The organism is Pseudoalteromonas sp. MEBiC 03607 (assembly GCF_004792295.1).
Taxonomy (GTDB): Bacteria; Pseudomonadota; Gammaproteobacteria; order Enterobacterales; family Alteromonadaceae; genus Pseudoalteromonas; species Pseudoalteromonas lipolytica_C.
On the sequence record NZ_SRRY01000001.1, the window covers coordinates 3,686,987 to 3,703,940 of the forward strand.

General features: G+C 41.0%; 16 protein-coding genes. 11 read left to right on the forward strand and 5 right to left on the reverse strand.

Annotated features, from left to right (window positions below; all coding sequences use genetic code 11):
• Positions 1-5: 5 nt before the first annotated feature.
• The gene (locus E5N72_RS16760; RefSeq protein WP_199527348.1) at positions 6-497 is read right to left on the reverse strand and encodes a hypothetical protein; all 492 of its coding nucleotides are present in this window, start codon (positions 495-497) and stop codon (positions 6-8) included.
• A gap of 151 nt (positions 498-648) precedes the next feature.
• Here E5N72_RS16760 and E5N72_RS16765 point away from each other — a divergent pair, with 151 nt between their 5' ends.
• The 6 genes from E5N72_RS16765 (at position 649) to E5N72_RS16790 (ending at position 7,389) form a co-directional block, all read left to right on the forward strand.
• On the forward strand, positions 649-1,575 hold the full coding sequence (locus E5N72_RS16765; RefSeq protein ID WP_135926152.1) for a manganese-dependent inorganic pyrophosphatase: 927 nt from the start codon (positions 649-651) through the stop codon (positions 1,573-1,575).
• Between the two features lie 162 nt (positions 1,576-1,737).
• The gene (gene gmk, locus E5N72_RS16770) at positions 1,738-2,358 is read left to right on the forward strand and encodes a guanylate kinase (RefSeq protein ID WP_135926153.1); all 621 of its coding nucleotides are present in this window, start codon (positions 1,738-1,740) and stop codon (positions 2,356-2,358) included.
• Positions 2,359-2,461: 103 nt separating this feature from the next.
• Complete coding sequence (gene rpoZ, locus E5N72_RS16775; protein WP_036973056.1) at positions 2,462-2,737, forward strand: DNA-directed RNA polymerase subunit omega; 276 nt, start codon at positions 2,462-2,464, stop codon at positions 2,735-2,737.
• Between the two features lie 130 nt (positions 2,738-2,867).
• Positions 2,868-4,973 carry a bifunctional GTP diphosphokinase/guanosine-3',5'-bis pyrophosphate 3'-pyrophosphohydrolase gene (gene spoT, locus E5N72_RS16780; RefSeq protein WP_135926154.1) on the forward strand — a complete coding sequence of 702 codons (2,106 nt, stop codon included), beginning with the start codon at positions 2,868-2,870 and terminating at the stop codon, positions 4,971-4,973.
• An 11-nt stretch (positions 4,974-4,984) separates the two neighbouring features.
• Positions 4,985-5,377: a RidA family protein gene (locus E5N72_RS16785; RefSeq protein ID WP_135926155.1), complete on the forward strand. Its 393-nt coding sequence runs from the start codon at positions 4,985-4,987 to the stop codon at positions 5,375-5,377.
• Positions 5,378-5,784: 407 nt separating this feature from the next.
• Positions 5,785-7,389, forward strand: a complete 1,605-nt coding sequence (locus tag E5N72_RS16790) for a FapA family protein (RefSeq protein WP_135926156.1) — start codon at positions 5,785-5,787, stop codon at positions 7,387-7,389.
• 48 nt (positions 7,390-7,437) lie between these two features.
• Here E5N72_RS16790 and asnA read toward each other — a convergent pair whose 3' ends face one another.
• Positions 7,438-8,433: an aspartate--ammonia ligase gene (gene asnA, locus E5N72_RS16795; RefSeq protein ID WP_135926157.1), complete on the reverse strand. Its 996-nt coding sequence runs from the start codon at positions 8,431-8,433 to the stop codon at positions 7,438-7,440.
• Between the two features lie 197 nt (positions 8,434-8,630).
• Here asnA and asnC point away from each other — a divergent pair, with 197 nt between their 5' ends.
• From asnC to recG, 3 genes are read left to right on the forward strand one after another with little or no spacing between them, the layout of a single operon-like run.
• Positions 8,631-9,089: a transcriptional regulator AsnC gene (gene asnC / locus E5N72_RS16800; protein WP_062567385.1), complete on the forward strand. Its 459-nt coding sequence runs from the start codon at positions 8,631-8,633 to the stop codon at positions 9,087-9,089.
• Positions 9,090-9,133: 44 nt separating this feature from the next.
• Positions 9,134-9,850: a tRNA (guanosine(18)-2'-O)-methyltransferase TrmH gene (gene trmH / locus E5N72_RS16805; protein ID WP_135926158.1), complete on the forward strand. Its 717-nt coding sequence runs from the start codon at positions 9,134-9,136 to the stop codon at positions 9,848-9,850.
• A gap of 40 nt (positions 9,851-9,890) precedes the next feature.
• Positions 9,891-11,972 (forward strand): ATP-dependent DNA helicase RecG, encoded by a 2,082-nt coding sequence (gene recG, locus E5N72_RS16810; protein ID WP_135926159.1) that lies wholly within the window; start codon positions 9,891-9,893, stop codon positions 11,970-11,972.
• Positions 11,973-12,123: 151 nt separating this feature from the next.
• Here the strand turns inward: recG and E5N72_RS16815 are convergent, their stop codons facing one another.
• Both E5N72_RS16815 and E5N72_RS16820 read right to left on the reverse strand, forming a co-directional pair.
• Complete coding sequence (locus tag E5N72_RS16815; RefSeq protein ID WP_135926160.1) at positions 12,124-13,056, reverse strand: porin; 933 nt, start codon at positions 13,054-13,056, stop codon at positions 12,124-12,126.
• A 196-nt stretch (positions 13,057-13,252) separates the two neighbouring features.
• A complete protein-coding gene (locus E5N72_RS16820) occupies positions 13,253-14,107 on the reverse strand; it encodes a LysR family transcriptional regulator (RefSeq protein ID WP_135926161.1) in 855 nt (284 codons plus the stop codon).
• A 90-nt stretch (positions 14,108-14,197) separates the two neighbouring features.
• Between E5N72_RS16820 and E5N72_RS16825 the strand changes: the two genes are divergently transcribed.
• Both E5N72_RS16825 and E5N72_RS16830 read left to right on the forward strand, forming a co-directional pair.
• Positions 14,198-14,572 carry a DUF413 domain-containing protein gene (locus E5N72_RS16825; RefSeq protein WP_135926162.1) on the forward strand — a complete coding sequence of 125 codons (375 nt, stop codon included), beginning with the start codon at positions 14,198-14,200 and terminating at the stop codon, positions 14,570-14,572.
• Between the two features lie 78 nt (positions 14,573-14,650).
• Positions 14,651-15,886, forward strand: a complete 1,236-nt coding sequence (locus E5N72_RS16830) for a diguanylate cyclase (protein ID WP_135926163.1) — start codon at positions 14,651-14,653, stop codon at positions 15,884-15,886.
• A gap of 3 nt (positions 15,887-15,889) precedes the next feature.
• Here the strand turns inward: E5N72_RS16830 and rarD are convergent, their stop codons facing one another.
• Positions 15,890-16,813 carry an EamA family transporter RarD gene (gene rarD / locus E5N72_RS16835; protein ID WP_135926164.1) on the reverse strand — a complete coding sequence of 308 codons (924 nt, stop codon included), beginning with the start codon at positions 16,811-16,813 and terminating at the stop codon, positions 15,890-15,892.
• Between the last annotated feature and the right edge of the window lie 141 nt (positions 16,814-16,954).

Sequence of the window (16,954 nt, forward strand, 5' to 3'; positions counted from 1 at the left end):
CTCTCTTAAAACGGGTATAACGGAAATAACTTAGCGGCATCAGCTTGCTCAAGCACAAACACCCGCTGTAACCGCTTATCTAATAAATAATATTTACTATCTATATGGTACAACTGATAAACAGCAGGCAATTGCTCCCCGGCTAACCACACAGAAGCAACATAATCTGCTGACGACTGAGAAATTTGACTAACAGGAAGACTGGCAATAGTGAGTTTTTGATGTTGCCAAAGCTCAACGAGTTGTTCGAGCTGTTGTTCATCGCCTTGCCAAGAGGCTTCTTGCAATGACTGGCTACGCCAAGAGGTGCCGATACGCTCAATTTTTAATTCTGGAAATGCCATCGCCAAAATGAAGCTTTGCTCTGGGAGTAACGCTTGCACTCCTTCTTCAACGGGCTGAGTATTGAGCTTTTTATGTAGGCCATTGAAGAAAAAAATCATCAGTAGCATCGAAATAATCACCACATTATTCCATGCTTTTCGGCTCAAACGCATCAGTATCTTCCTCAGTTTTCAATATCTTAAAGTGTAACCAAAAAGGACATTAATTGGCAGTTGTAATTGATCAACAAAATTTCATGTCTGTTATGTATCAATCTGTCGATACTTTGCTAAAATATCCGCCAAATTTAAAGGAGTTCCGTCAATGTCAATGTATGTAGTGGGTCATAAGATCCCTGATTCAGATTCAATTTGCGGTGCAATTGCGCTTGCTTACTTAAAAAACCAGATCAATGAACCTGCGATCCCAACGCGTTTAGGTGAAGTATCACCTGAAACACAATTTATCCTAGATAAATTCGGTTTCGAAGCACCTGAGCTAAAACTTAGCTACGCAGGCGAAGACGTTTATATCGTTGACCACACAGAAAAAACACAAGCACCTGATGACATCGATGAAGCACGTGTTGTGGGTGTTGTTGATCACCACAAACTAGGCGACTTAACATCGTCAACACCACTTGAATGTTGGATCCGCCCAGTTGGTTGTTCAAACACCATCATCAAAATGATGTATGACTTCTACAATGTAGAAATTCCAAAAGATATCGCAGGCATCATGTTATGCGCTATCCTAAGCGACACTGTGATCTTTAAATCACCAACTTGCACAACGGCTGATATCAAGTGTGTTGAAGCACTTGCTGAAATCGCTGGTATTGAAGATTTCAAAGAACTTGGCATGGAAATGTTCAAGGTTAAATCAGCAGTTGAAGGCACGCCAGCACGCGATTTAGTAATGCGTGATTTCAAAGACTTCAATATGAACGGTAAGCTAGTAGGTATTGGCCAGCTAGAAGTTATCGACCTTACTGTATTTGATGAAATCAAAGCAGATCTTGAAGCAGACATCGCAAAGCTTAAAGAAGAAGGCGGCCGCCACTCAGTATTACTCCTGTTAACTGATATCATGAAAGAAGGCTCTGAAATGCTAATTGCGTCTGATGACGTAGCAGTAATCGAAGCTGCTTATGATGTTAAATCAGAAGACGGTCGCGTTTGGTTAGATGGTGTATTAAGCCGTAAGAAGCAAGTTGTACCACCACTACAAGACGCTTTCGCAAAAATCTAATTTGCAAAAGACTGTTTAGATTATCTATACAGCTTATTCCTTAATGTTAAAGGTTCGCTTGTGTGAACTTGAGCGCATTTAGCGAAATAAAGTACAATGGATAAATTAAAGGCTTGGGTTAGCAATAGTCCAAGCCTATTTATTTTTTATTAGAGACAGATCATGGCGCAAACTCGCGGAAATTTATTTATCTTATCGGCTCCTTCTGGTGCAGGAAAATCAAGTCTTATAAGTGCTTTACTCAAAAAACACAACGATATGAAAGTGTCAGTATCACACACGACTCGTTCACCTCGACCAGGTGAAGAAAACGGTGTTCATTATCATTTTGTTTCTGTTGAAGCGTTTAAAGCATTGATCGAGAAAAATGACTTTTTTGAATGGGCGCAAGTTTTTGATAATTACTACGGTACTTCTAAACAAGCAATCGAGAGTCAGTTAGACGCTGGAATCGACGTATTTTTAGATATTGACTGGCAAGGTGCTCAGCAAATTCGTAAATTAGTTGATGATGTTGAGACTATCTTTATTCTTCCGCCGTCAAAAGAAGAACTTGAATCACGTTTAAATAATCGTGGTCAAGATTCACAAGAAGTAATAGCCGGACGGATGGCAAAAGCACAATCTGAAACTTCCCACTACAATGAATATGATTACGTTGTTGTAAACGATGACTTTGAAACTGCACTTTCAGAAATCGAAACGATCGTGATGGCTAAACGTTTATCGTTAAAAAGCCAAACTGTGCGCCATCAGGCGCTATTAGAGAACTTACTTAAATAATACTTTTTTAAGAATAAGATAAAAATTAACCACAAGCTATTGGCGAATTTAACTTGGTACAGTAAACTACGCCTTTGCTTAAGAATTTATTTGGAGTGCTAAGATGGCTCGCGTAACTGTTGAAGATGCAGTAGATGCAATTGGTAATCGTTTTGACTTAATTTTAGTTGCGGCTCGTCGTGCCCGCCAAATCGCGGTTGGTGGTAAAGATCCACTCGTTGATGCTGAAAATGATAAACCTACTGTAATTGCTCTACGTGAAATTGAAAAAGGGTTAGTAAATAGCTCGTCTATGGACCTGATCGACCGTGAAGAGCAACAACATCAAGAAGCAGCAGAAATGGCTGCTGTTGCTGCTATCGTTGGTGGCAACCAATAATCAAGCGCCCTGCTTTGATTTAGCTTAACGGCTAGTATTTCAACACTAGCCGTTGGCAAGCCCTTCTTTTCATCGTATATTCTATTCATACCGTTACCGATTTACTTCATTTGCGCATTGGAGTGTGACTTTGTATCTATTCGAAGGCCTAAAAAAGAAAATAACCGAATATTTGCCACCTGCTGAAATAGAGCTGGTTCAAAAAGCATACGTGGTCGCCCGTGAAGCTCACGAAGGCCAAACTCGCTCAAGCGGCGAGCCTTACATCACTCATCCAGTTGAAGTTACACAAATACTTGCCGGCATGCACTTAGACCATGAAACACTCATGGCAGCTTTGATGCATGATGTGATTGAAGATACCGATTTTAGCCAGCAAGACTTAGCCGAAATTTTTGGCGAGACCGTTGCTGAGCTTGTTGAAGGAGTGAGTAAGCTAGATAAACTCAGCTTTAAAGATAAAAAAGAATTTCAGGCTGAAAATTATCGAAAAATGATCATGGCGATGACCCAAGATATTCGCGTGATCTTAATTAAACTTGCTGACCGAACTCACAACATGCGCACCTTAGGCGCACTTCGCCCAGACAAACGCCGTCGTATTGCTCGTGAAACTCTCGAAATTTATGCCCCGATAGCCAATCGCTTAGGTATCCATGATATTAAAAACGAATTGGAAGATTTAGGTTTTCAAGCGTTATACCCAATGCGTCATCGCGCTTTGAAATCAGAGGTTATCAAAGCCCGTGGAAACCGAAAAGAAGTCATTAGCAATATTAAAACAGAAATAGAAGCACGCTTAGAAGAATCAGGTATCGACGCCACCATTTCTGGCCGAGAAAAGCATCTATATAGCATTTACAAGAAGATGCTAAATAAAGAGCTGTCATTTAACGAAGTGATGGATATTTACGCGTTTCGGATCAATGTCGATAACATGGATACCTGTTACCGCGTACTAGGTGTGGCACATAACCTTTATAAGCCAATTGAAACCCGCTTTAAAGATTATATAGCGGTTCCTAAAACCAACGGTTACCAATCTTTACATACCTCTTTGGTTGGCCCGCATGGTATTCCTGTTGAGATTCAAATTCGCACTCACGATATGGATCATATGGCAGACAAAGGGGTAGCTGCACATTGGATGTATAAAAAAGCCGGTGATAACGCAGGACATACTGCGCAACAACGCGCTCGCCAATGGATGCAAAGCTTACTTGAACTGCAACAAAGTGCTGGTTCATCATTTGAATTTGTAGAAAACGTTAAAACTGAACTCTTCCCAGAGGAAATTTATGTTTTCACGCCAGATGGCCGTATCGTTGAGCTCCCAATGGGAGCAACCGCTGTTGACTTTGCATATGCAGTACATACAGACGTAGGTAATACCTGTGTGGGTGCAAGAGTAAACCGTAAACCTCACCCTTTGAGCAAACCTCTCGATACTGGGCAAACTGTTGAGGTAATCACCAGCTCTGGCGCGCACCCAAATGCGACGTGGCTAAACTTTGTTGTAACCGGTAAAGCACGTTTAGGTATACGTAACTATCTGAAAAGCCAACAACATGAAGAAGCGATGTTGCTTGGTCGCCGTTTATTAGATTCTGCACTTGGTGAGTCAAAATTAGATGACATCCCAGATGAAAATATCCGTCGAGTATTACAAGAACATAACCTAAATACTTTACTTGAATTACTCGTAGAGATTGGTTCAGGTAATCTTATGAGCGTATTAATTGCTAAACGCTTGATGCAAGACGATGTTGAAGATATAAATGACATCGCCAAAAAAGCCAAAGCAACAATCATAGGCACAGAAGGCATGTTAGTTAACTATTCTAAATGCTGCCGCCCTGTACCAGGTGATGCCATCACAGCTCATATCAGCCAAGGTAAAGGCCTGACTGTCCACCGCCAAGAATGTAAGAACATTCGAGGTTGGGAAAAAGAACGCTCAAAATACTTAGTTGTAAAATGGGACGATAACCCAGAAAAAGAATATATAGCCGCTCTGCGTATTGAGATCATCAATCATCAGGGTGCGCTGGCTAAATTAACCAATGTTGTAGCCTCAACCCAAGCTAACATAGTTGAGATAGCCACCGATGAAAAAGAAAGCAATTTATACATGATAGACCTAGGTATCACGGTTAAAAACCGTGTTCACGTTGCCAACATTATGCGCCGCATTCGCGTGATGCCTGATGTACAAAGAGTCTATCGTAAAAAGTAACAAGGATAATTATGAACAAATCATTTATTTCTACTGATAATGCGCCTGCAGCAATCGGCACTTACAGCCAAGCAGTTAAAGTAGGCACGGCTGTTTATTTATCAGGTCAAATTCCATTAGTGCCAGAAACAATGGAAGTGATCTCAGAAGACTTTACTGAACAAACACACCAAGTATTCAAAAATTTATCTGCTGTTTGCCAAGCTGCTGGCGGTCAAATTCAAGATATGGTGAAAGTAAATATCTTCTTAACTGACTTATCAAACTTTGCGATTGTTAACGAAGTTATGAGTCAATACTTCAAGCAGCCTTACCCTGCACGCGCTGCAATTGGTATTAGCGCTTTACCAAAAGGTGTGCAAATTGAGATTGACGGTATCATGGAGCTGCCTTCAACAAACTAATCAGCTATGCCAGCAGCTATTTGTTGCTGGCACTTTTATTGACAAATTTCTATTTTACCTCATCCGAAATTCTTGACTCACCAACGATTCTCTAGCAATCTGTATAGTAAAGGTATTCAGATCACCTCAAAATGTCATAGTTTGCATTTTAAATAGGCTTAATATCAACGTATTACTTTGCCTTTGTTGGCAATTTATTTGAAGAAGTACCACCGATAAACATTAGGCTCAAAGAAATGTTCAAACGATTGGTTTAAAAGCGATTTATATTGCGTTATTGATTTTTACCATTATGTGAATCAAAACCTTATTAGAAGCGCTTGAATACCAGTTAGAAGCTAAATTTTTGAGATGGTTTGGGTTTACTAAGTAACCCTTTCACTATTGTTGTATAAAAGGATCTCCACGTGTTTAAGCTCGCTCACAATGGCAACGTTTTATTAGATGTTCATGAACATTCGCCACCAAGTGCTGCATTTATCATCGAAGCACTTGAGAAATCACCTTATAGTGAGTGCCGAGTTGATCACGACTCTATTAATAACTTTTTTAAAAGTGAATCGAATGAGCGTACGCTCGTTGTTGCCTCTAAACATGATGCAACTCTAGAAGTAAAAATAAGTGATGACAAAATGCAGGCGATAGGCGAATTAACAGTCGCTGAAGGCGGCAAAGTTATGAGCTTAGAAGACGCCAAAAAAGAGCTAATAAAAGCAGGTGTAGCACGAGGTTACAAACAGGCATTTTTAGAAAAGTTATTACAACAGCAATTTGAATTACCAGCAGGCACCAAAACAGAAGGTGTTTTAGCAAAAGGCCGTCTTCCAATTGATGGTCAGCCATCCAAGTTTGTGCCACAAGTCGAAACACTAAAAGATCGCCTAAAAAAACCAAAACTTCGCGAAGATGGCACTGTTGATATGCGTGATTTTGGTAAATTAGCTAGCGTTGAGCCCGGCGTGCTGTTGATTAAGCAAATTCCAGCGACTCCAGGAAAAGAAGGCTTTACAGTGACAGGCGATGTACTTCCCGCCAAACCGGGAGAGAGCCTCACTTTGGTCGCAGGTGAAGGCACCGAAATCTCTAAAAACAACCCACTAGAACTTATTTCTGTCATTGCAGGTGTGCCGATTGAGATCGCCAACGGAATGCGCGTAGATGATATTTTTACTATCGCCGATGTAAACGTAAAAAGTGGTCACGTAGACTTTGAAGGTAGCGTCATTGTTACTCACAACGTTGAACCTGGCATGCGTATTAACGCCAAAGGCGACATTACCGTAATGGGCACCGTTGAGTCAGGTAACTTATCCGCCGCTGGCAACATCACAATAAAGCAAGGCGTCATTGGTCATCAGCTAGAAGATAAAAGTCTTTCCTGTAATATTATTTGCCAAGGTGATATTCACTTATCTCATGGCCAATACTGCTACTTAGAAGCGAATAATATCCTTATTGAACGTCAATCTAGCCACTGTGTCATGAAAGCCACTAAGCTGTTACAAGTTGGTCAAGAAGATAACCCGCAGGGCAAACTGTTTGGCGGTGAGATTTTAGATGCACAAATGGTTATTGCTGGTGAAATTGGCAATGAATCTGGCGCAAAAATGTTAATAAACTTAGCAGCATCAGGTGCCGACGTCACCGCACAAACAGATCAATGCCTAAAAGATCTTGCGCAGACAGACTCACAACTAGACACTCTTCAAGAAGCAATAGAAAAAGCGGATCAAGTAAAAGATGTTGAGAAGAAAAAACTGTTACTCGCTAAAATAGGTGCCACACAAATGCATTACTGTGAGCAAGCTGAAATGTTAGAAAAAAAACTATCAACGCTTGAGAACCACCTACATGACTTACTTGAAGACGCAAAGCTCATTGTTAATAAAACACTGCACTCTGGTGTAGAAATTCATATTTTCGACAAAGTATTGCGTACAAACCGCCAATACCCACCGTGTAAGGTCAAGCTTGAAGAAAACAAGGTTGAGGTAGAGTTTAAAACCAGTTAATAAAAAAGAGGCTTAAAGCCTCTTTTTACCAGGGTCATTAATCTTAATTTAAAGAATTCCTTCCACTTGCTGTTTTAGTTGCTCAGGCCATACACCTACTTGTACTTGTCCAATGTGCTGCTTTTGTAACAGCAACATAGCCAGTCGAGATTGGCCAATACCACCACCTATTGTTTGCGGAAACTTTTTCGCAAGTAGCTGTTTATGCCAATCAAACTCTAAGCGAGCCTGATCGCCAGTAATCGCTAACTGAGTAGCTAAAGCATCAGGGCTTACGCGAATGCCCATTGAAGATATTTCAAAAGCATCTTCAAGCACAGGATTCCAAACTAAAATATCACCATTTAAGCCTGCAAATTTGCTGCATGTTTGCGTTGACCAATCGTCATAATCCGGTGCCCGTACGTCATGAATTTTACCATCCGCGAGTGTGCCGCCAATACCAATTAAGAATACCGCACCGTATTCTTGCGCCACCGCTTTTTCACGTTGTTTCGCAGTAAAGTCAGGATACATCTGGCGCAACTGCTCACTATGTATAAAGGTGATTTGCTCAGGCAAAAAAGGCGTTAAATCAAATTCACTCGCTACAAAGCGCTCGGTTGCTTTAATCGCCTGATAAAGTGATGTCACAGTTTCTTTAAGCTTATCAAGAGTACGCTCCGTGCTCTCGCAAATTACTTTTTCCCAATCCCATTGATCAACATACACTGAATGAATTGGGCTAAGTGACTCTTCATCAGGGCGAAGTGCTTTCATATGCGTATAGAGCCCCTCACCTACTGAAAAACCGTAATCAGCCAAGGTTTTACGCTTCCACTTAGCTAAAGAATGAACTACTTCAAATTGACTACCAGGAATTGTTTTTACTGCGACCGAGACAGCATTTTCAGTACCACTTAGATTATCTTGAATACCATCGCCCACCTTTGCCAAGATTGGTGCTTGTACTTCAACTAACCCTAATTGTTGTTCTAATTGGCTTGAAAAGAACTGTTTTACTTTACTAATTTGCTGCTGTTGCTGCAGATAGTGTGAACTCATAATAATTGGCCTCATTCCCAGTTATTGTTACTTGCTTTATGAGAAAAGCCCGCTGCTTGGCTTTCTCCGATAAATCAATCCTCAACTAAACCAAGATTATTTTCAATAACCATTAACAAAAAGAACTTAACATTGAAATTTTCATAAAAATAATGCTATAAAAATTACTGATTCAACAATTAGCAACAAGAAATACTATGGAAAATTATCAAATCGATAATCTCGATAAAAACATCCTTAACGCATTAATGGAAAATGCCCGAACAGCGTATGCAGAACTTGCTAAACGCTTTGCTGTGAGCGCGGGTACTATTCATGTACGAGTCGAAAAAATGAAACAAGCAGGTATTATTACAGGCACCCAAGTAAGTATTAATGCTAAACAACTTGGTTATGATGTCTGTTGCTTTATTGGTATTAACCTCAATAACGCCCGTGATTATCCGCAAACCTTGCTGCACCTAAAAGAGCTAGAAGAAGTGGTTGAAGCCTATTACACCACGGGAAATTACAGTATTTTTATCAAAGTAATGGCTCGCTCAATTGATCACTTACAAGATGTACTGATCAATAAAATCCAAGCGATTGAAGCCATTCAATCAACAGAAACGCTGATCTCACTTCAAAACCCAATTAGCCGTGCTGTTGTTCCCTAGGGTATAATCAGCGCCAATTAGAATCCGTCAACGAGCACACAACTATGGATACAACTCGCTTTGAGCGTGTAAAGCGCGTGTTAGATCGCCGCCAAACGGACCTAACGGTTTGTTTAGAAGAAGTACATAAACATCATAATTTATCAGCCATTGCCCGCACAGCAGATGCCACGGGGTGTCATCATGTACATGCAGTGTGGCCCGATAACCAAAAGTGGTTAACTAACAATACCTCAGGCGGTAGTAAGAATTGGCTTGAAACTCATTTACACCGCAATATTGATGAGGCTGTAGCCACAATGCGTGCCCATAATCCTGAGGTACAAATTTTAGCAACTAATCTCAGTGATGATGCCGTTGATTTTCGTGACATTGATTACACCAAACCGACGGCTGTTATTGTTGGTCAAGAACGAGATGGAATTTCACCTCGGGCACTTGAACATGCCGATAAGCACATCATCATTCCAATGCAAGGCATGGTGCAGTCTCTTAATGTGTCTGTTGCTGCTGCACTTATTCTATTTGAAGCACAGCGCCAAAGAGAAGTAGCCGGGCTCTACGACCGCAATATGCTTGATGCTAAAGTTAAGCATCGTATTTTATTTGAAGGCTGCCACCCTATTATTGCTGAGCAATGCCGAGATAAGGAACTGCCTTATCCTGAGCTTGATGAAAACGGCAACATTATTGCTGATGAAGCGTTTTGGCATACCTTAAAACATACGCAATCGCTTGATGCCTCTAACGAGTGCAAGTAAACTGAAAAAATAGTCTACTAATTAACAATTTGAGTCACCTTTGAGTCACCCTAGCTTAGCGTTATACCCAATCACAGAATTAAAAGGCGTCGGCCCGAAAATGGCCGAGCGCCTCGCTAAGCTAAATATTCATACGGTGCAAGACATGCTGTTTCATTTGCCTCACCGCTATGAAGACCGCACCCGCATTCACCCAATTTGCGAACTACAACCGCATAGCCATGTTAGTGTTGAAGCCACCATTGAAACCAGCCAAATCACCTTTGGTAAAAGACGCATGCTGGTTTGCCAAATTAACGATGGCACGGGCCGTTTAACGCTGCGATTTTTTAACTTTAGCGCAGCTCAAAAAAATGCTTTAAGTGCAGGTAAGATCATTCGCTGCTTTGGTGAAATACGCCGTGGTCGTGTTGGTTTTGAAATGACACACCCTGAATACAGCCTATCGGATACCCCTTCAGAGCAACCTACAAATACCACGCTCACGCCGGTTTATCCTGTTACTGAAGGACTAAAACAATTATCTATTCGCGCGCTTAGCGATCAAGCGCTTGCGCTATTGTCTAAATACCCGGTAGAAGAATTACTGCCAGAACAGTTTCAACCAACCGGAATGAGCTTAGCCGATGCGTTAATGACCTTACATCGCCCACAAAACGATGTTGATTTAACCGCCCTTGAACAAGGTATGCACCCTGCCCAGCAACGGTTAGTGTTTGAAGAGTTACTTGCGCAAAATTTAAGCCTTTTAAAGTTACGCCAAAAAGGGCAAGCCGTAAAAGCCGTCCCTTTAAAGCCCCATAACCAACTTGAGCAACAGTTTTTAGCAAATTTAGCCTTCAGCCCAACCAACGCGCAAAGTCGTGTCGTGGCAGAAATCAAAGGTGACTTACAACACCCGTTTCCGATGATGCGCTTAGTACAGGGCGATGTAGGTTCAGGTAAAACCTTAGTTGCAGCACTCAGTGCTCTCACCGCTATAAGCGAAGGCTACCAAGTAGCTTTAATGGCACCTACTGAGATTTTATCCGAGCAGCATGGCATCAACTTTAGCCAATGGTTTAATCAACTCGGTGTTGAAGTCGCTTGGTTAGGTGGCAAAAGTAAAGGTAAAGAGCGCACAGCAACTTTGGAAAAAATCGCCTCTGGGGAAGCACAAATGATTGTTGGCACCCATGCGTTATTCCAAGAGCAGGTCGAGTTTAATAATCTGGTGCTAATCATCATCGATGAACAACACCGCTTTGGTGTTCATCAGCGCTTATCACTGCGTGAAAAAGGCCGTTTTGGTGACTGTTACCCACACCAATTAGTGATGACTGCAACGCCTATTCCGCGCACTTTAGCCATGACAGCCTACGCAGACTTAGAAACCTCTGTAATTGATGAATTACCACCGGGTAGAACGCCTATTACAACGGTGGCTATTCCTGATGCCCGTCGAGACGAAATCATTCAACGTGTTAAAACCGCATGTACAGATCAAGGTCGGCAAGTTTATTGGGTTTGCACCCTGATTGATGAATCTGAAGTACTGCAATGCCAAGCCGCAGAAGATAGCGCAGAGCAATTAAAAGCAGCACTACCCGAGCTAAACGTCGGCTTAGTACATGGCCGTATGAAAGCCACTGAAAAACAAGCCATTATGAGCGAGTTTAAAGCAGGTAATATTCATGTACTCGTCGCCACAACGGTGATTGAAGTGGGTGTTGATGTGCCTAATGCTAGCCTTATTATTATTGAAAACCCTGAACGGCTGGGGCTTGCACAACTCCACCAGCTGCGTGGTCGCGTTGGTCGCGGGGCAACTGCATCACACTGTGTTTTACTTTATCATGCACCATTGTCAGCCACAGCGCAAAAACGCTTAGGAGTGCTGCGTGAAAGTAATGATGGCTTTGTGATTGCTGAACGAGATCTTGAAATTCGTGGCCCAGGCGAAGTACTTGGCACCAAACAAACAGGCCTAGCTGAATTTAAAATTGCTGACCTAAACCGCGATAAACAAACACTCGACCATGTAAGACCCATTGCCTTCAAAATATTAAACGACTACCCAACACTTACCGATAAATTGATTCAACGCTGGCTTGCTGGCAAATCAGACTACGCACAAGCTTAATCGCAAGTGTCTAATACCAATCCGCGATAATACTTAATCATTTTGAGGGATTAAACCTGTCGCTAACTGCGTTAAAAATTTCCTACTAAACAATAAAAAAGCCCAGCTAATAAGCTGGGCTGACAAGTTAGGGAGTTATCCAAGGGTTGGATTAGAACTTGTATTCAATACCAACACCTAAGTAATCTTGGTCAACTTGATTATCTGTATCAAACGTTGAGTAGAAACCAAATACTTTCGTGTTTTTGCTAAGCTTGTGATCAACACCTGCAGAGATAGCTGTTTTCTTATCGCCTTCATCAAAGTCAATTACTTGGTATTGTACTTTGAAGGTGTTGCTATTCATTTGGTAAGCAGCATTTACTAAGTAACCATCAGCTTCTGCACTACCATCCACTTTCTCTTGTGTTTGGTACATAGCACCTAGTTTGAAGTCACCAACTTTACCTTGCACTGTTGCACGAACAATGTCGTAACCTTTTACTTCGCTGTCAGCTGCAATTGATGCATAAAGTTTGCTTTCTTTAAGTTTTGCATCGCCGTAAGTTAGCGCTACTGAGTAACCGTTATCAGCATCTACATCATCTTCAGCCACATACGTTGCTAATACTTTGAAGCCACTGAAATCTTTAGAAGCATAAGAAATTGTGTCACCTAAACGGTTTTCGCCTTTGAAACCATTTTTGATATCTGCTTCAAGGTCATTGAATAAATCAATTTTACCTTGAGATTGCTTCATAGCTGTATCGTTACGACCGATAACAACCTGACCAAAGCTGCCTTTAAGACCTACATATTGGTTACGTGCAGTGATGTTGTCATCATTGTCGCCTTTTGAATCAGCGTCAGATACGTCAACACCAAACTCAAATTTATAAACCGCTTCTAAGCCTTCAGAGATTTTCTCTGAGCCTTTTAAGCCAAAACGTGAGTTATTGCTTTTAATTTCTGTGAAAGACCCTTCGCCATCATCTGATGATTGAACAGTCACGTTTGCTTTACCATATACATCTACATCAGCTAATGCAGAAAAAGATAAGCCACCAAATAAAGCTAGGAATAAGCTAGACTTTGCAAATTTCATGTCGTTTCCTCAATAATCGCAACAAAAAACACATGTTGTGTTTCAATGCGCGCAGTGTGACAGCGAAAAATGACAGAAAGATGACAATTGAAATAAAATCGTCAATTTAGCTTCACGAAATATAATTATTTCTGAAATAAAAACGTAACTTACTGTTTCACGGTTAAGTTTTTATAAAAGCTAATTTAAATAAATTTTAAGTTTTTATTTGCAGCTCAGTTAGTAAGGTTACCAACTTTTCTAAAAGAGGTGTTTGTTCATTATCTCTGTGGTAAGCAACAAACACATCTCGCGAGGTATGAGCAACATCTTCAACATGATATAAATCACCCGCTTTTAACTGCTCTTCTACTAATAACTTAGGAATAAACGCACTACCTCCGCACTTCAAAATTAAATCAAGAGCAATACGTCCTGTGCTGGTTCTAAAGTAAGGAGGCGCGTGGCCGTTAAACTCACGAGCATGCCACAAAGAAAAGGTAGTACCCCAATCAACATAAACATATTGATTGTCGAAAAAGTTTTCGCTGTTAGCTGTTTCAAAAGCACTCACAGGAATGATTGGCAGCTCACAAATTCGTTCAACAACTAGCTCATCCACTTTAGGAGGATCAAACAGTACCGCTAAATCTAATGTACGCTCTAATAGTAAGCGAGTGCTTTCTTGTTGTGCTTTTACTTCAGCGACTAACGATACACCCGGCATGGCAGAAACAATATTTGTGATCCCAAACTGTAAAAAAGCATCCCAAATATTAGGTGTACCTGCTAGACTAATTTGCTTATGCATATTATCAGCAAGCGCCACATCAACTTTTGCACGTTGCATGCCGGTAATGATCATTTGCGCATGTGGCAGTAATCGCTCACCCGGTGCTGTTAACTGAATATTGTTACGTTGACGAATAAATAAGTTAACGCCTAAACCTTGCTCTAACTGCCTGATCCGAAAACTCACTGCAGACTGCGTAATATATAAATTTTCAGCTGCTTTGCCGAAATGGCGAGTACGAACCACTTCGACAAAAGTCTTCAATAAATCGATATCCATTTTTTACCCTTACGATAAAAATAACTTGTTTAATAAAATCGACAACTTGATCCATACTCCTGCAAGAAATTAGGGCATGAGGATAAAGCCATGAGCAATGACATTTCATCACTTCGTCAGGCATTTGCAAGCCAACGTCAATTTTATGATGATCAAAACTTCCCACGCGGTTTTGGTCGTAGTGGTCACTTCACTTTGCTAGAAGCCGACATTCTCGAACAGCATGGTGTTGTATTAAAGGGTTTATACAACAAAACCCTAGAACCACAAAATGAATTTCAAACTCAATTTGTGCAAGTTGTTACCGGTAACCTTGAAGCAACAAACCCAGTTGAACGCGCTTGGATGAAATACCTAAAACAAACAACCTGTAAAACGAAGTTTCACACTTTGTTTGGTCGTTCACGTATTGCCAGTCCTACACCGCAAAGTGTTGAGTATTATTCTGAGTCAGATAGCTTATAACGATTTGCTTTTTTACCCTTTTAGGGTTAAAACTTGTAATAACTTTTGTTTCGCCAATAAGTTATTACAAGGCAAGCTGTGACTCGAAGAATACTAATAATTGAAGATACGCCAACCATTGCGCGAGTGCAAAAACATATCGCGCAAAAAGTTGGCTATGAAGCAGACATTGCAGGTAATTTAGCCGAAGCAAAAAAGCTTATAAGTGAGCACAATTATTTTTGTGCTGTGGTTGATTTTATTCTCCCAGACGCACCTTTAGGTGAAGCCGTCCCCTGCACCATCGCTGCCGATATACCGACTATTGTTATGACCGGTAACCTTGACGAAACCACGCGTAATATCGTCGAAAAGCACCCAATCATTGATTACATTACCAAAGAAAATAAACAAGCCTATCAATACTTAGAAAAACAACTGGCGCGTTTACCTCGCAATGAGCAAATACTGGTGTTAGTGGTCGATGATTCAAAAGCAACTCGTCAGCTAATTTGTCATTTATTAGCTCGCCACAAATACCAGACAATTGAAGCCGTTGATGGCGTCGATGCTCTCAGAGTATTAGCTGAAAACCCAACAATTTCAGTGATAATAACTGATAACGAAATGCCGAACATGAGCGGTGCTGAGCTCTGTGTTGAAATACGCCGTTTATACTCCAACGATGAAAAAGCAATTATCGGTATTTCTGCTTATGATACTTTGCATCTATCAACGCGTTTTTTAAAATCAGGCGCAGACGATTACCTACGAAAGCCATTTAATAATGAAGAATTCTACTGTCGACTAAGCCAAAACGTCGACATGCTTGAAAACATCAAAACGATTCGTTTACAAGCAAATACCGATTACCTAACTAAACTACCAAACCGACGTTACTTTTTCGGTGAAGCAAATAGACATTTAAAAGCCGCTAAACAAGCTGGCTCGGCGGTATCCCTTGGCATGATCGACATTGATCATTTTAAATCTATTAATGATAATTATGGCCATGATGCAGGTGATGAAGTGCTCAAAGCGTTATCACATCACATGACCCAATATTTTGCAGATAATTTAGTAGGCCGCTTTGGTGGTGAAGAGTTTGCCGTGTATTTTGCAGATCAAGATCCAGAAGAAGCATTACAACGCCTAGAAAAATTTCGCGCTTTTATTGAAAAGCACAGCCCAGAGTTTAGTAAAGAGCAAATTCATTTTACTTTATCCATAGGCTTTCATCATCAGCCTATTTACAGTCTAGATGAACTGATTAAACAGGCTGATTTAAAGCTTTATCAAGCAAAAGAGTCTGGACGCAATAAGTTAGTTAGCTAAAGCCTAAACAGGCTTTGTCACCGCTTCTAATTGCGCCTTTCGTTGTTTACGGCTTTGTCGATACGAGTCCCAACTAAATAGTGCCAGCGCACTCCAAATGCACGCAAAGGTCACTACACGCTCAGCATCAAATACTTCACCGTAAAAAGCCACTGCAAGTATAAACATTAAACTTGGACCTATGTATTGGAAAAAGCCCAGCGTGCTGTACTGCAGGCGCTTTGCGGCACCTGTAAAACATAACAGCGGCAAGGTTGTTACCACTCCGGCACTGATGAGTAACAGGTTAATGTGCCAATCATTCGCTGTTAAATCAGAGCTTGCTGAAGGCGCCATCAACCACCAGTAAATAAGCGCCACAGGCAATAAAATAAGCGCTTCTAGCAATAAGCCTGGTAATGATTCAATTGGCAGCTTTTTGCGTAATAATCCATAAATGGCAAACGAACCGGCTAGTGAGAAAGCAACCACGGGGAATGAACCAAAGCTCACAAGTTGAAGTAACACACCACAAAGTGCTAAACCTACCGCAACGCCTTGCCATTTACGCAGTCGCTCACCTAAAAACAACATACCAAGTAACACATTGAGCAATGGATTGATGTAATATCCTAAACTTGCATCAAGCATATGATTATTGTTCACAGCCCAAATAAATAAGCCCCAGTTAAAGCCTAGTAAACTGGCTGTTATCACCAACATCAGTAGTAATTTAGGTTGCCCAAGCACAATACGAATACGCTGCCATTGATGACGAGCTGCGATAATAAGAAGTAAAAATAACACCGACCAAATAACGCGGTGCATCAAGATTTCAAATGCAGATATTTGCTGCAAAAACTTAAAGTAAATGGGTGCAAGACCCCACATAAAAAAAGCTAAACATGCGAAAATAACCCCTTTTCGCTGTTCAATATTGGTAGGCATAAGCTTGGCTTTGTAGGTTAAAAACCTTATTTTACGCCCACTAAGCAGTGACGCAACCAAAACGCGTTAAATAAACCCATGTATTTACTTCTAAAAAGGGACTGCCATTGTTGCAAAGTAACGCCTTGATATTAAGCACCT

Excerpts from the sequence above, each read along its gene's own strand:
- E5N72_RS16760 (WP_199527348.1), bottom strand. The coding sequence starts at position 497 with ATGCGTTTGAGCCGAAAAGCATGGAATAATGTGGTGATTATTTCGATG.
- E5N72_RS16765 (WP_135926152.1), top strand. The coding sequence starts at position 649 with ATGTCAATGTATGTAGTGGGTCATAAGATCCCTGATTCAGATTCAATT.
- gmk (WP_135926153.1), top strand. The coding sequence starts at position 1,738 with ATGGCGCAAACTCGCGGAAATTTATTTATCTTATCGGCTCCTTCTGGT.
- rpoZ (WP_036973056.1), top strand. The coding sequence starts at position 2,462 with ATGGCTCGCGTAACTGTTGAAGATGCAGTAGATGCAATTGGTAATCGT.
- E5N72_RS16785 (WP_135926155.1), top strand. The coding sequence starts at position 4,985 with ATGAACAAATCATTTATTTCTACTGATAATGCGCCTGCAGCAATCGGC.
- asnA (WP_135926157.1), bottom strand. The coding sequence starts at position 8,433 with ATGAGTTCACACTATCTGCAGCAACAGCAGCAAATTAGTAAAGTAAAA.
- asnC (WP_062567385.1), top strand. The coding sequence starts at position 8,631 with ATGGAAAATTATCAAATCGATAATCTCGATAAAAACATCCTTAACGCA.
- trmH (WP_135926158.1), top strand. The coding sequence starts at position 9,134 with ATGGATACAACTCGCTTTGAGCGTGTAAAGCGCGTGTTAGATCGCCGC.
- E5N72_RS16815 (WP_135926160.1), bottom strand. The coding sequence starts at position 13,056 with ATGAAATTTGCAAAGTCTAGCTTATTCCTAGCTTTATTTGGTGGCTTA.
- E5N72_RS16820 (WP_135926161.1), bottom strand. The coding sequence starts at position 14,107 with ATGGATATCGATTTATTGAAGACTTTTGTCGAAGTGGTTCGTACTCGC.
- E5N72_RS16825 (WP_135926162.1), top strand. The coding sequence starts at position 14,198 with ATGAGCAATGACATTTCATCACTTCGTCAGGCATTTGCAAGCCAACGT.
- rarD (WP_135926164.1), bottom strand. The coding sequence starts at position 16,813 with ATGCCTACCAATATTGAACAGCGAAAAGGGGTTATTTTCGCATGTTTA.